14 protein-coding genes are annotated in these 14,299 nt (G+C 69.4%); 11 read left to right on the forward strand and 3 right to left on the reverse strand.

The window, feature by feature from the left end:
* Positions 1-3 precede the first annotated feature (3 nt).
* Positions 4-216, reverse strand: coding sequence for a hypothetical protein (locus HV742_RS32250; protein ID WP_238907859.1), 213 nt, complete (start codon positions 214-216; stop codon positions 4-6).
* Positions 217-934: 718 nt separating this feature from the next.
* On the opposite strand from HV742_RS32250, the gene HV742_RS10065 reads away from it, so the two are divergent.
* The 7 genes from HV742_RS10065 (at position 935) to HV742_RS10095 (ending at position 7,320) form a co-directional block, all read left to right on the forward strand.
* On the forward strand, positions 935-1,414 hold the full coding sequence (locus HV742_RS10065) for a VOC family protein (RefSeq protein ID WP_175144952.1): 480 nt from the start codon (positions 935-937) through the stop codon (positions 1,412-1,414).
* 362 nt (positions 1,415-1,776) lie between these two features.
* Positions 1,777-3,546, forward strand: coding sequence for a thiamine pyrophosphate-requiring protein (locus tag HV742_RS10070; RefSeq protein ID WP_068950354.1), 1,770 nt, complete (start codon positions 1,777-1,779; stop codon positions 3,544-3,546).
* Positions 3,547-3,632: 86 nt separating this feature from the next.
* On the forward strand, positions 3,633-3,938 hold the full coding sequence (locus HV742_RS10075; RefSeq protein ID WP_049075949.1) for an ElaB/YgaM/YqjD family protein: 306 nt from the start codon (positions 3,633-3,635) through the stop codon (positions 3,936-3,938).
* 77 nt (positions 3,939-4,015) lie between these two features.
* The gene (locus tag HV742_RS10080; protein ID WP_049075947.1) at positions 4,016-4,414 is read left to right on the forward strand and encodes a PRC-barrel domain-containing protein; all 399 of its coding nucleotides are present in this window, start codon (positions 4,016-4,018) and stop codon (positions 4,412-4,414) included.
* 186 nt (positions 4,415-4,600) lie between these two features.
* Complete coding sequence (locus HV742_RS10085) at positions 4,601-5,482, forward strand: glycosyltransferase family protein (RefSeq protein WP_232734785.1); 882 nt, start codon at positions 4,601-4,603, stop codon at positions 5,480-5,482.
* A gap of 89 nt (positions 5,483-5,571) precedes the next feature.
* Positions 5,572-6,288: a hypothetical protein gene (locus tag HV742_RS10090; protein WP_175144954.1), complete on the forward strand. Its 717-nt coding sequence runs from the start codon at positions 5,572-5,574 to the stop codon at positions 6,286-6,288.
* Positions 6,289-6,552: 264 nt separating this feature from the next.
* Positions 6,553-7,320, forward strand: a complete 768-nt coding sequence (locus HV742_RS10095) for a class II aldolase/adducin family protein (RefSeq protein WP_175144956.1) — start codon at positions 6,553-6,555, stop codon at positions 7,318-7,320.
* A 72-nt stretch (positions 7,321-7,392) separates the two neighbouring features.
* Here HV742_RS10095 and HV742_RS10100 read toward each other — a convergent pair whose 3' ends face one another.
* Positions 7,393-8,181, reverse strand: a complete 789-nt coding sequence (locus HV742_RS10100) for a hypothetical protein (protein WP_175144958.1) — start codon at positions 8,179-8,181, stop codon at positions 7,393-7,395.
* Between the two features lie 213 nt (positions 8,182-8,394).
* Here HV742_RS10100 and HV742_RS10105 point away from each other — a divergent pair, with 213 nt between their 5' ends.
* Genes HV742_RS10105 through HV742_RS10115 form a run of 3 tightly spaced genes read left to right on the forward strand, consistent with a single transcriptional unit; the run spans position 8,395 to position 10,606 of the window.
* Complete coding sequence (locus HV742_RS10105; RefSeq protein ID WP_063585363.1) at positions 8,395-9,270, forward strand: NAD(P)-dependent oxidoreductase; 876 nt, start codon at positions 8,395-8,397, stop codon at positions 9,268-9,270.
* A 38-nt stretch (positions 9,271-9,308) separates the two neighbouring features.
* Complete coding sequence (locus HV742_RS10110) at positions 9,309-9,758, forward strand: acetyltransferase (RefSeq protein ID WP_054415224.1); 450 nt, start codon at positions 9,309-9,311, stop codon at positions 9,756-9,758.
* On the forward strand, positions 9,755-10,606 hold the full coding sequence (locus tag HV742_RS10115; RefSeq protein WP_175144960.1) for an alpha/beta fold hydrolase: 852 nt from the start codon (positions 9,755-9,757) through the stop codon (positions 10,604-10,606). Before HV742_RS10110 ends, HV742_RS10115 begins: the two co-directional genes overlap by 4 nt.
* Positions 10,607-10,697: 91 nt before the next feature.
* Here HV742_RS10115 and HV742_RS10120 read toward each other — a convergent pair whose 3' ends face one another.
* Positions 10,698-13,016 (reverse strand): molybdopterin-dependent oxidoreductase, encoded by a 2,319-nt coding sequence (locus tag HV742_RS10120; RefSeq protein WP_175144962.1) that lies wholly within the window; start codon positions 13,014-13,016, stop codon positions 10,698-10,700.
* Between the two features lie 235 nt (positions 13,017-13,251).
* Here HV742_RS10120 and HV742_RS10125 point away from each other — a divergent pair, with 235 nt between their 5' ends.
* Positions 13,252-14,187, forward strand: a complete 936-nt coding sequence (locus HV742_RS10125; protein WP_054415230.1) for a 4-hydroxy-tetrahydrodipicolinate synthase family protein — start codon at positions 13,252-13,254, stop codon at positions 14,185-14,187.
* Positions 14,188-14,299: the final 112 nt, after the last annotated feature.

Consider the following 14,299-nt stretch of genomic DNA (forward strand, 5'->3'; position numbering starts at 1 on the left):
CGCTCAGTCGCAGGCGCCGGCGTCGCGCCGGGCCGGATCGACGCAGCGGCCCCAGGCCTTGGCATCCAGCGCCGTGACGGGCAGGAAGCGGGTCATGTCGTGCACATACAGGAATACCCGCCCCGGCGTCTCGCGCAGGGCCCGGTGGAACGGCGCAATCTGCCCCGCGTCCAGCACGACCCGGCCCTGGGCATTGCTGAGCCCTTTGAGCAGCACGGTCTGTACCTTGGGATCCCACGACGGCAGGCCATCGCCCTAGACGGTGTCGGCCGGCATGGCCTACGCGATCATCGCGCCGTCCCGGTCGGGATCGGGACGCGAGCGGTAGACCGCGCGGGTCGTGCCATCGGCGTTCAAGCGCTGCACCCGCGCGGAACACGGCCGTGACGCGGCCTTGGCCGTCGCGGCTGACGCAAGCCTGCTGCAGCGCGCTCTTGCCACTGCGCGCCGACGTGAATTCGGCGTAGGCCATCAGCCGGCGCTGGGCATCATAGGCGAGCCGGTAGCCGCCATCCTCGACCTGGCGTCCACGCACCGGCCGGTAGCGGTCGATGCGGCACAGCCGGCCGTCGGCGTCGCGCTGCAACACGGTCGCGCCGGGCTCGCCGGCGCGGCTGGCGTAGACGCTCCAGTCCACCGCGTCGGGCCAGCGAGGGGGAAGACATGCCGGTGGACCCCTTGGGGGAGGACGGGATGCCCGGGATTATGCGCAGAGCGGCGAAGGTCTGTCACCCCGGGGGGAGGATCGCCGCCGTTGGGGCGCTTGAGATGCGCCAACGCTTCGTAACGACTGTGCGCCGGGGCCGGCGTTATGCTCGACCGGGCAGCATTCTTCATTGAGCAGGGCGCGGACCTGGCGAGCGCTATAGCCGTATAGGGTTCGCGCGTTGCCTGCTTCGTTTCGCGTTTCGCTTCTCATCGCAGGAGACCGATGATGATCAGCAAGAATACGATTTGCCTCTGGTATGACCGCGACGCGCTGGACGCGGCGCGGTTCTACGCACAGACCTTTCCCGAGAGCACCGTGGGCCGCGTGATGCATGCGCCCGCCGACTATCCGTCGGGGCGCGAAGGCGATGTGCTGACCGTGGAATTCACGGTGGCCGGGATTCCCTGTCTCGGCCTGAACGGCGGCCCCGGCATCCAGCACAACCAGTCCTTCTCGTTCCAGATCGCCACTGACGACCAGGCCGAGACCGACCGCTTGTGGAATGCGATCGTCGGCAACGGCGGCTCGGAAAATGTCTGTGGCTGGTGCCAGGACAAATGGGGCCTGTCCTGGCAGATCACGCCGCGCGTGTTGACCGAGGCGCTGGTGGCGCCGGACCGCGCCGCCGCCAGGCGCGCCTTCGAGGCCATGATGCGGATGGGCAAGATCGACGTGGCCGGAATCGAGGCGGCTTTGCGCGGTTGAGCCGGGGCGCGGCTCCGGCGGCGCGCCATCGCGCTCATTGCGCTGATAAGTGAACCCGCGGTAGCGCATCACGGCTTCCGTCAGGAAGACGTTCCGCCCATACGCCTGGTACGAGGCGGTGGAACGCTACGAGTCCGGTGGCGGCGCTTTCGCCGAGCATGCGTTGCAGCCCCGGGACCCGCGCAACGCGGTCAGGCCATTGCTCCTGTCCCTCGAACTTCGGGCGCCGCAAGGCGCCCGTGTCGTTGTTGCCGCCCGTTGTAAATGCCGCCTGCGGCTGCGCGGCATGCGCCGGGCGGGCCGCCCGGGCACGCCAGTTGCGCACGGCGTAATCCACCTGTGCAGACAGAAGGAGCAACGCCATGCAAACCGTATCCGACTTTATGCTGGACCGTCTCGGCCAATGGGGCGTGCAACGCGTGTTCGGCTATCCCGGCGACGGCATCAATGGATTGATTGGCGCTTTCGGGCGCAACGACACGTTGGAATTCGTGCAGACGCGGCACGAGGAAGGCGCCGCCTTCATGGCCTGCGCGCATGCAAAGTTCACCGGGCAGGTGGGCGTGTGCCTGGCGACCTCCGGCCCGGGCGCCATCCACCTGCTCAACGGGCTGTATGACGCCAAGCTGGATCACCAGCCGGTGGTGGCCATCGTCGGCCAGCAGGCGCGCAGCGCGCTGGGCGGCGACTACCAGCAGGAAGTGGACCTGGTGAATCTGTTCAAGGACGTGGCGCATGAGTTCGTGCACATGGTGACTTCGCCGGTGCAGGCGCGCCACATGGTCGACCGCGCCATGCGCATCGCCATGGAGCGGCGCAGCGTCACCTGCCTGATCGTGCCGAACGATGTGCAGGACCTGGAGGCGGTGCCGGTGCCGCCGCGCGAACACGGCACCGTGCGCACCGGCATCGGCGTCACCTCGCACGCGGCGGTGCCGCCCGTCGCCGCGCTGGCCAATGCCGCCGACATCCTCAATCGCGGCGAGCGGGTGGCGATGCTGGTGGGCGCGGGCGCCCTGTCCGCCGGCAACGAAGTGCGCGCGGTGGCCGAGCGCCTGGGGGCCGGCGTGGCCAAGGCGCTGCTGGGCAAGGCGGTGCTGCCGGACGCGCTGCCCTACGTCACGGGCGCCATCGGGCTGCTGGGCACCCAGCCAAGCTGGGAAATGATGAACGATTGCGACACCTTGTTGATGGTGGGCACGTCCTTTCCGTACGCGGAATTCCTGCCCAGGGAAGGCCAGGCCCGCGCCGTGCAGATCGACGTGGACGGCCGCCAGTTGAGCCTGCGCTATCCGGTGGAGGTCGGGCTGGTGGGCGATGCCAGGCTGACGCTCGACGCGTTGCTGCCCCTGCTTGAACCGAAGGCGGAAAACCCGTGGCGCGAACAGATCGAGAAGTCGGTGCGGCGCTGGCGCGAAACGGTGCGTGCCCGCGCCCTGGTCGATGCCACGCCGGTCAACCCGCAGCGCCCGTTCCTGGAGCTGTCCAGCCGCCTGCCGCCGCACAGCATCGTCACCTGCGACTCGGGTTCGGCCGCCAACTGGTATGCGCGCGACGTTCAGCTGGACGAAGGCATGATGGCCTCGGTATCCGGGGGGCTTGCCAGCATGGGCTGCGGCGTGCCTTACGCGGTGGCGGCCAAGCTTGCTTATCCGGCGCGTCCGGTGATCGCGCTGGTGGGCGACGGCGCGATGCAGATGCTGGGCATCAACGAACTCATCACCATCGCGCACCGCTGGAAGGACTGGAGCGATCCAACCCTGGTGGTGCTGGTGTTGAACAACGGCGACCTGAACCTGGTGACATGGGAGCAGCGCGTGATGGGCGGCGATCCGCGCTTTGCCGACTCGCAGTGGCTGCCGCAATTCTCTTACGCGGACTACGCCCGCCTGCTGGGCCTGGAGGGTATCCGCGTGACCTCGCCCGACGAGGTGGGACCGGCCTGGGACCGGGCCCTGTCGGCCGGACGGCCGGCGGTGCTGGAAGTGGTAACCGACCCGGAAATGCCGCCGCTGCCGCCGCACGTGTCGATGAAGCAATTCGGCGCCTACATGACGGCCTTGCGCAAAGAGACCGGCGCCGCGGGCAGCGCCGCGTTGCGCGCCACCATCAAACAGTGGTGGGCAGGCTGACGGGGGGCGTGGCACGCGGCTTGCTGAAAGGGCTGGGTCCGGGCTCGCAGCGCGGCTGGCGCGGACGTTTTTTTCAAGGAGGTGTCATGGCTACACAGAACGGCAACGGCACGTTGCGGGACCTGATTTCGGGAACCGAGAACCTGCTGCGCAGCACGGCCAGCTACGGTGGCGCGGAGATCGAAGCGGCGCGCGATCGCCTCAAGCAGCAACTCGATGCCGCGCGCGCCGAGGCGCGCGGTTGGGAGAAGCACGCGTGGCGGCGCGCCCGGGAAGTCTCGGCGGCCACCGACGGGTATGTGCACGAGAACGCCTGGAAGAGCATCGCCGGCGCCGTGCTGGTGGGCGCGCTGGCGGGCGCGTGCCTGATGTCGGAAGCCCGGCGCCGCTGAGGGCGGCCTCACTCGTCATTCACAACGATTCATCCTTCAACGACAGACAGCGGGAACAGTCCCGCGGGAGAAACGCGATGGAACAGCAAGCGAATATCGTCGGCGGTCCGAAGTCCAAGGCACTGGGCCCCGGCCCGGAGGTCATGGCCGCCAATACGCTGGAAGGCAACGATGTCTACAACGGCGCCGGCGAGAGCCTGGGGGACATCAAGGCCATCATGATCGACGTGCCGCGCGGCCGCGTGGCCTATGCGGTGCTGGCGCGCGGCGGCGTGCTGGGAATGGGCGAAAAGCTGTTCGCCATTCCCTGGGCGGCGCTGACGCTGGATACGGACCGCAAGTGCTTCGTGCTCAACGTCGACAAAGAGACGCTCAAGAACGCGCCGGGGTTCGACAAGGACAACTGGCCGAGCATGGCCGACGAGACCTGGGCGCGTGAGCTGCACAAGTACTACAACCAGGACATCTACTGGTAGCAACGGGCCGGCGCCCCGCGCGTCCGGCGTGTCCTGGCGGCCGGCGGCCTGCGCGTCCCTGCGCGGGCGGGCCGGCCGCGAGCCGAGCGGCCCGATGCGGAAAGCATCGCGCCCAGGGTAAAGTCCGATTACAATTCAGTAATTATTCAGGTTGGGCGGCCCGAGGCCCCGACCCCATTGCCAGGGATGACGACACAGATGCGCGACGCCATCAGGATTTTCGTGGGCTGCGACCCGAACGATTGCGACCTCGAACAGATGATGGTGCTGGACTACAGCGCCCGCAAGCATGCCTCGCGGCCGGTCGAGATCACCTGGATGCGTCTGTCGCGCGACCCCGCCAGCCCCTGGTATTGCGATCCCGAACGCGGTCGCGGCTGGCGTACCGAGAAATGGTCGACGCCGTTTTCCGCCTTCCGCTGGGCGGTGCCGGCCGCCGCCGGCTTCGAGGGCCGCGCCCTGTACATGGACGCCGACATGCTGGTGCTGTGCGACCTGGCCGAGATCTGGGACCTGCCCTTCGAAGGCGAGGCCATTGTCGCCGGCCGCCGCGACGGCGATGGCTGGCGGTCGTGCGTGGCGCTGTGGGATTGCGCCCGCGCCCGCGACCACCTGCCGGCGCTCGATGCGTTGCGCGCCAAGCGTCACGCCAACCGCGAAATGAAGCACTACTTCGCCGCGCGGCCGCAATTGGTGCGGCACCTGGACGCGCGCTACAACAGCATCGACGGCGAAGGCCTGGCGCCCGACGAGATCGGCATCCTGCATTATTCCGACATGGGCACGCAGTTCTCGCACCGCTACGCCATGCCGCGCCTGCGCGACGAAGGCAGGCGCCACTGGTTCGACGGCGAGGTGGTGGCGCATGCGCGCACCGACCTGGCCGAACTGTTCGACCGCTACTACCAGGAAGCGCTGGCCGCTGGCCACAGGCCCGACGACTACCGCGGCAGCATGCCGTTCGGCGAGGTGGTCAAGGCCTCGCAGAAGGACTACACCGGCAACCGGCCGCGAGCGCCGCGCCGCTCCTGGATACAGCGGCTCTGGGCCGGCGCGGTCGGCGGCTGAATCCGGCCCCTGCCGGGCGGGGCGGCCGGTCTGGCGGGCGGGCCGGGTTCCGGCGGCGTCGCGCGGCGGCTTTGGGCTTTAATAGCAGCATGTCCCGCGTTCCCCTCATCTCGTATTTCGCCAGCGGCGATGCCTTGCGCAGCCGCGGCGTCGGCGTCGCCACGCCGACCGCCACCCTGGCCCTGCCCGCGCCGCCCGCGCGCCTGCTGGCCGACTGGACGCGCGAGATCGATACCCGCCTGCAACTGGAGCCGGGCGATGTCGAGCAGATGCCGTTGGCGCGCGCCATCGTGCGCTGGCCCGACTATGGCGCCTGCGTGCGCGCCATGCGCGACTGGACCGCGGCGCTCGGCCTGGGCGATGCGCTGGACACGGGCGACATCGCCCTGATGGCTTGCCGCGGCGCCCGCTACCATCATGACGGCAACCAGTACGGCGGCGCCGCCTTCTGCAACCTGTTCCTGAGCGAGGACAAGGGCCTGGATCTGGTTTTCGCCCAGACCGGCCGGCGCATCGCCCTGACGCGCGGCACCGCCGTGTTGTTCGATACCTGCCAGCCGCATGGCGTGGTGCCGCGCGGCGCCAGCGTTTTCGACGCCGCCGACTTCGCGGACGGCCGCGATCTGTCGCAGGTATTCCTGACATGGGAACTGCCGATCGAGGACGCCCGCGTGGCGGGCGCGCTGGGCATCGACTTCGACGTCGATGCCGCCGGCGCGGCGCGGCTGGACGCGGAACAGGTGCGCCGTGGCGACGCGCGCCAATGCGTGCGGCCGGACAGCGGCCAGTGGACCGACGCGGACTGACAGCCGCTCGCCGCGCGGCCCGCGCAGCCCGCTCGGGCGCTTGACGGGCACTTAGCGGCCCCCGGCCAGGCACGTCGCGCCCGGACCGCCCCGCGGGAGCCGGGCGCGACATTCAGGACCGCCGCGCGCCCCTGTTGCACAGTGCGGACGCTTGCCTGGCCGGCGCCGCCGCGGGCGCGTAAACCGAATACATTACCGAACACATTGTGCAACAAGCTCCCGCGCCGCGCCGGTGACGGGAGAACATCAGGCAAGGGAGACGACATGGATACGGCAGGCAAGGTGGGCGGCGGTGTGTGCGAGCGCGTCAGCGCCACGGAATGGCAGGTGCGCAAAGACCTGGCGGCGTTGTACCGGCTGGTGGCGCTGTTCGGCTGGGACGACCTGATCTTCACCCATATCACGGCCAAGGTGCCCGGCACCGAGCATTTCCTCATCAACCCCTACGGCATGATGTTCGACGAGATCACGGCCTCCAGCCTGGTCAAGATCGACCTGCAAGGCCGCAAGGTGATGGACTCGGAATACGACATCAATCCGGCCGGCTTCACCATCCACAGCTGTATCCATGCGGCCCGCAAGGACGCCATGTGCGTGCTGCACACGCACTCCATCAACGGCGTGGCGGTGTCGGCGCAGAAGGAAGGCCTGCTGCCGCTGTCGCAGTTCGCGTTCATCGTGCTGCGTTCGCTCGGCTATCACGACTACGAGGGCCTGGCGCTCAATCCCGAAGAGCAGCCGCGGCTGGTGCGCGACCTGGGCAGCAACAACTACCTGATCCTGCGCAACCATGGCCTGTTGACGGTGGGGCAGAGCATGGCCGAGGCGTTCCAGGCCATGCACCGGCTGGAAGCGGCCTGCATGGTGCAGGTGCGGGCGCAGGCCGGCGGCGCAGAACTGACCTTCATCCCGCCCGAGGTGCTGGCCCGCGCCGCGGTGGAATCCCCGGCCGACCGCGCCCACAAGGCCGCGCTGGCCTGGCCGGGCCTGCTGCGCCGGCTGGACCGGCGCAATCCGGGCTACGCCGACTGACGACCCCAACGGTCCGCCGCGTCCCGCCGGTGCGGCGGGGCGGGCGCGGCCAGGGTGGCCAAGGCCAGTGCCTTATTTCTTCCCGGGCCGCGGTTGCAGGAACTCGGCGCAGTCCGGCACCGGCGTGGCCGGCTGGTAGACCGAGCCGTCTGCCTTCCACTTGTAGGTCACCGTGTAGCTGCACTGCTTGTCGGCCTGCGGTTGCAGTTGCGCGGCCGTCGGCGCGGGCCGCTTGCTCGAATCGGCGTAGCGGCTGGCGTCGGCCGGGCTGCGCGTGGCCTGGGTGGTGACCTGCAGGTCCGGGTACGGCTGCTGGCTGGGCAGGGCCTTCACCGTGGCGTCATAGCGGTAATAGTCCATGCAGTTGCCTTCGCGGCGTTTCTCGTCCGCCTCGTTGGCGCAGGCGCGGATGCCGGCCTTGGCGCTGTACGGCAGCAATTGCACCAGATTCGACGACTTGTCTCCCAGGTCGACCACGAACAGGTACAGGTCGCGGCGCGAGAAGCTGCCGCCGGGGAACTGGATTTCCTCCTTGTAGTCGGGCTCGTTGGGACCGATCACGCCCACCAGGGCGCGTTCCTCGCTCAGCCGGATCAGGTGCGGCCAGACCGTGAAGTGCGTGAAGTTCGGGATGTCGGGCAGGTCCCAGATGCGGTAGTCGGCGCGCAGCGTGCGGCTGGTGGCGAACGGGCCGTTTTCCTCGAAGCTGCCATCGACCTTGATGCCGACGCACCAGTCGGCCTGTTCGTTGCAGTACAGCTTGTTGCGCGGATCGAGCTTCAGTGCCTCGACATCGGGCTGGGCGGCGGTGGCCAGGGTGGGCAGGGCAGCGCAGAGCAGCAGGGCTAGGGCTTTGTTCATCGGGGTTCCTGGTGAGACGGCGGACGGATGCCGGCGCATTGTGGCCCGAAATCCCCGGCGGGACGTCTCCAATTGTGTAAAACGCTGCAAAAAACATCGGCGCGGTTGAGCGCGGCGGTGCGAGGCTGAGGCGGGCGTGCCGGGCATGTCTTATCATCGGAGCGGAAATCAAGGCGACGCTGACTCGCCCCTGAACGTATATCGGAGACTCATATGGATATCGGATTCATCGGCCTGGGCGTCATGGGCACGCCGATGGCGCTCAATCTGGCCCGGGCCGGCACGCCGCTGGTGGTCTGGAGCCGTTCTCCCGGCGGCTACGACGCGCTGCGCGCCGCGGGCGCGCGCGTGGCCGACAGCGCCGGCCAGGTCTACGCGCAATGCCGCACCGTCATCCTGATGCTCGCCAACGACGCGGCCATCGACACGGTGCTGGCGCGCGGCACGGACGACTTCGCCGCGCGCGTGCGCGACCACGTGATCGTCAATATGGGCACCACATCTGCCGACTTTTCGCGCCAACTGGGCGCGGACATCGAGGCGGCCGGCGGGCGCTACGTCGAGGCGCCGGTGTCGGGCTCGCGCAAGCCGGCCGAAGCCGGGCAACTGGTGGTGATGCTGGCCGGCCACGACGACGACGTCGCCGCCGTGCGCGAACTGGTGCGGCCGCTGTGCCGCGACAGTTTCGTCTGTGGCGCGGTGCCGTCCGCGCTGGTCATGAAGCTGTCGGTCAATCTGTTCCTGATCACCATGGTCACGGGCCTGACCGAGTCGGTGCATTTCGCCGAGCGTCACGGCATCGACCTGGCCCTGTTCGCCCAGGTGCTGAACGCCGGACCGATGGCCAGCGATGTGTCGCGCGTCAAGCTGGGCAAGCTGGTGACGCAGGACTTTTCCGTACAGGCGGCGATCACCGACGTGCTCAAGAACAGCCGGCTGGTGGCCGAGGCCGCGCGCGGCGCCGGCATCGCTTCGCCGCTGCTGGACGCCAGCCATGCGCTGTACGGCGAGACCGAGGCCCAGGGCCTGGGCGCGTCCGACATGGTGGCGGTGATCCGCGCCATCGAACGGCGCACCGACGCGGGCTGACAGCCGCCAACCTTTCTTCTTTTTTTTCCGTAGCACCCATGATTACCCTGAGAACCTCCACCCCCGCGGACGGCGAACGCGTCGTCGACATCTGGCGCCGCGCCGTCGATGCCACCCACGACTTCCTGTCGCCGCAGGACCGCCATGACATCGAGGCCGAGGTGGTGGGCTTCCTGCCCGCCGCCACGCTCGATCTGGCCGTGGATGCGAACGACCGCGCGCTGGCGTTCATGCTGCTCGACGGCGGCCACATGGAAGCGCTGTTCGTCGACCCCGCAGCGCGCGGCACGGGCGTCGGGCGCGCGCTGGTCGAGGACGCGCTGCGGCGCCATCCCGGCCTGAGCACCGACGTCAACGAGCAGAACGCGCAGGCGATCGGCTTCTATGAACGGCTGGGCTTCGAGCGCACCGGGCGTTCCGAGCGCGATGGCCAGGGACGGGCCTATCCGCTGATCCATCTGCGTCATCGCGGCGACGCGCCGGCATGAGCCCGGTCTTCAAGTCCGAGCGCCACGCCGAAGCCGTGCGCCAGGCCTATGCCGCCGCGCTGGCCCATTGGCCGGCCGATGTGCGGCGGGTGATGGTGCCGACGCCGGCTGGCGACACCCATGTGCTGGTGTGCGGCCGCGAGGACGCGCCGCCGCTGGTGCTGCTGCATGGCGCGCAGAGCACGGCCGCCAGTTGGCAGCGGCAGGCCGCGGCCTGGGCGCCGCATTTCCGCATTTACGCAATCGACCTGATCGGCGAGGCCGGCCCGAGCGCGCCGGCGCGGCTGCCGCTGGCGAGCGATGCGCACGCGGCCTGGCTGGAGGCCGTGCTCGACGGCCTGGGCGTGGCGCGCGCGGCGTGCTTCGGCATTTCGCTGGGCGCGTGGCTGGCGCTGGACTTCGCCGTGCGGCGGCCGGCGCGGGTCGAGCGGCTGGCGCTGTTGTGCCCGTCCGGCATCGGCCGCCAGAAGAACATCCTGCCGTGGGTCCTGCCATTGTTGCTGCTGGGGCCCGCCGGCCGCGCGCTGGTGCGTCGCCGCATCATCGGGCCGCTGCCGGCCGATCCGGCGCCCGCCGACCGTGCCCAGTTCGCGTTGATGCACGCCATCGACCGCGGCTTCCGCTCGCGCTTCGGCGCCATTCCGGTTTTCGGCGACGAGGCGCTGCGTCAGCTGGCGCAGCCGCTGTTCGTGGCGGTGGGCGGGCGCGATGTGATGCTCGATTCGCAAGAGACCTGCGAACGGTTGCGCCGCCTGGCGCCGCGCGCGCAGGTGACGCTGTTGCCGCGCGAACGCCATTTCATCCGCGGGCAGAACGACGCGGTGCTGGCGTTCCTGCGGGCGGCCTAGGGTCTGTTCACACGACAAGGCGCCTCGCACACGCCGGCAATCGGGCGCCAGGCCGGTGCGGTCGCGCGGCAATGGGAGCGCGATTGCGCCGTCAGCGTGGCGCGCCCGAGGTCTCCGGTTGCAGCGCTGGCGGCTCGAAGGCCCGCATCGCGGGCGCCTCACCGTGCCAGCGTTCCACCTGCACCAGCGCCGATAGCGCGCTCGGGCCCTGCGCCAGCCGCGACGTGCCCACGTCCACCGTCAGCACGTTGGGGTTGCCATGACGCTCCAGCGCGTCGTCCTGCGGATCGAACCAGGCGCCCGTGGGCATCACCACCACGCCGCGCAGCAGGTCGGCGCTGAGTTGCGCGCCGCCGAGGCAGGCGCCGCGATCATTGAAAAGGCGCACCACATCCCCCTGCGCGATGCCGCGCTCGGCGGCGTCGTCGGGATGCAGCAGCACCGCCTCGCGCCCGGCGACCTTGTTGGCGCGGGTGGCCGGCGCCGGGTCGAGCTGCGAGTGCAGCCGGTCGGCGGGCTGGCAGGTGACCAGGTGCAGCGGCCAGCGCGCGGCGCGCTCGGCGCCCAGCCATTCCACCGGCGGCAGCCAGGCCGGATGCGGCGGACAGTCGTCGTAGCCGAATTCGGCGATGGCCGCGCTGTGCAGTTCGAGCCGGCCGGAACGGGTCTTGAGCGGATGCGCGGCGGGGTCTTCACGGAACTGCTCGAACAGCACGAAGTCGCGCGCCGGCGGCGGCAGCGCGACGTGGCCGCGTTCCCAGAATTCGTCGAAGGCCGGCAGCGTCAGTTGCGCCGCTTCCCAGGCCGGCCGCATCTGTTCGTAGATGTGGCGGATCCAGGTCATTTCGTCGCGGCCTTCGGTGAAGGCGTGCTCGAAGCCGCCGCGCGCGGCCAGTTCGCGGTAGATGTCGAAGTCGTTGCGGCTGTGGCCCACCGGCGCCAGCGCCTGCCGCATCGCCAGCAGGTAACGGTCGCGCGACGAGCCGCCGATGTCGTTGCGTTCCAGCGTGGTGGTGGCGGGCAGCACGATGTCGGCGCGGCGCGCGGTCGGCGTCCACCAGGGCTCGTGCACGATGATGGTCTCGGGCCGCGCCCAGGCCCGCATCAGCCGGTTCAGGTCCTGGTGGTGATGGAACGGATTGCCGCCAGCCCAGTAGACCAGGCGGATGTCCGGATAGATGCCGGTCCTGCCGTTGAACTCGTACGGCTCGCCCGGCTGCAGCAGCATGTCGGTCAGGCGCGCCACCGGGATCGACGCGCCGGCCGGATTGCGGCCCGCGCGCATCTCCGGCGCGGGCAGGTCGGGACGCGGATTGCCGGCCCCGTTCATCGAACCATGGCCGAAGGCGAAGCCGCCGCCGGGCAGGCCGATCTGGCCGAGCAGGGCGGCCAGCGCGACGCTGCCCCAGTAAGGCTGCTCGCCGCGATGGCCGCGCTGCAGCGACCACGAACACGACAGCAGCGTGCGGGTGCCGGCCGCGTCCCGCGCCAGCGCGCGGATGGTATCGGCCGGCACGCCGCAGATGCGCGCGGCCCAGGCTGCGTCCTTGGGCTGGCCGTCGGCGCGGCCCAGCAGGTAGTCGGCGTACTGCTCGAAGCCATTGCAGCAGCGCGCCAGGAAGTCGCGGTCGTGGCGGCCCTCGGCCAGCAGGGTGTGGGCCATGCCCAGCATCATCGCGGCGTCGGTGTTGGGACGGATGGGGATCCATTCGGCCGCCAGCGCCACCGGCGCGTCGCCGCGCGTGGGGCTGACCACCACGGTGCGCATGCCGGCCTGGCGCGCCCGCGCCAGCCAGCCGGGCGCGCTGTGGTCGCCCGCGCCGCCCGAGGCGATCTGGGTGTTGCGCAGCGGGATGCCGCCAAAGGCGATCAGCAGCCGGGTGTGCCCGACCACGCTGTTCCAGTCCGTGATGCGGCCGGTCACGGGGGCATAGGTGCCGATGATGTGCGGCAGCAGGAATTGCGCCGCGCCCCAGCTGTAGTTGCCCGACTGGTCGACGCAGCCGCCGCCGGCATACAGGAAGCGGTGTGTCAGCGTGCGGGCGTGGTGCAGGCGGCCGGCGGAAGACCAGCCATACGAGCCGCCGAAGATAGCGGTCGGCCCATGCCGGGCGCGCACCCGTTGCAATTCATCGTGCACCAGCCCCAGCGCGGTGTCCCAGTCGACCTCCACGTAACCGTCCACGCCGCGCAGCTCGGGCGCGCCGCGATGCTTGAGCCAGCTGGCGCGCACGGCGGGGCGGGCGATGCGCAGCGGCGAATGCACCATGTCGGGCATCGCATGGATAAGCGGGGACGGGGCCTGGTCATGGACGAACGGCTCGCAGCCCACGACACGGCCGTCGCGCACCAGCGCGGTGTACGCGCCCCAGTGGGACAGGGACGGATAACGGGAGATCGCTTCGGACATGCGGGCGGCGCCGTGAAAAGCGTATTGTCATGGAAATCCTCATAACTTAAACGCATTGCCTTAGAAATTCTTTGTCTTTCGGGCCCCTCGAAAGTGTGGAAAATAGAAAAATTTTCGGGGCCGCTCTTCCTATACTGCAAAAGCAGCAAGGGGAATGGCCAGGTGCGGGCGCCAACCACCGCGCGCCAGCCTGGCCTTATTTGATTGAGCAGTCCATCCGCATGTGGAGCAGGTCATGAGCAAAATGAAAATCCAGGGGTCCTTCGTCGCCATCGTCACGCCGTTCAATCGCGACGGCAGCGTCGATTTCAGCGCCTTCCGCAGTCTGTTGAAGTTCCAGGAAGACAACGGCACCGCCGCCGTGCTGATCATGGGCTCCACGGGTGAGGTCTCGATGCTGTCGCCCGAAGAGCGGCGCCAGGTGATCGTCGAGACGGCCAAGATGAAGACCGGCAAGATGAAGCTGTTCTACGGCTGCACCGGCAACAACACCGACTCCACCATCGACTACCTGAAGTTCGCGCACGCCAATGGCGCTGACGGCGCGATCCTGGCCGCGCCCGCCTACATCTGCGCGTCCGAGGCCGACACCGAAGCCTATTTCCTTGAAGTGGCCGACGCCACCGACCTGCCCCTGGGCATCTACAACAACCCGCCGCGGGTCAAGAGCGACCTGCACTGGGACCAGCTGCTGCGCATCTTCAAGCACCCCAACTACGTGGTGCACAAGGAATCGACCACCCGCGTCGGCCAGGTGGCGCAGGTGCTGCGCGGCCGGCCCGACGTGTCGGTGATGTGCTGCGACTCGCCCAACCTGGGCCTGGTCGTGCCCACCATGAGCCTGGGCGGCCACGGCACCGCCAACATGACCGGCAACATCGCGCCCGCGGAGATGGCCGACATCTCGCGTCCGTGGGACACACCGGACGTGTCGGTCAGCTTCCGCGAAGGCTACCTGGGCCTGCTGCCGATGCTGCACTACTCGTACTCGGCCATCAACCCGGTCGCCATCAAGTCGCTGATGAAGGCGGTGGGCCTGCCGGTCGGAGACCTGCGCCGACCGCTGCGCGGCCTGGAGGGCGACGCGCTGGCCAAGGGCCTGCGCATCGTGCGCGAGCTGGGGCTGGACGCCAAGTACGGCTTCAGCTCCGCCCAGCTCAAGGCGGCCTGATTCCCCTGTTCCGGCGGCAATAGCCGCCGGATGCATATTGACGATCCACGACATGGCGGCCGCGAGCGTCGCGGCCGGTGGCGTGGTCGGCCCCTGCGCGTCCGGAATGGAC

The organism is Achromobacter ruhlandii (assembly GCF_902859695.1).
Classification (GTDB): Bacteria; Pseudomonadota; Gammaproteobacteria; order Burkholderiales; family Burkholderiaceae_B; genus Achromobacter; species Achromobacter ruhlandii.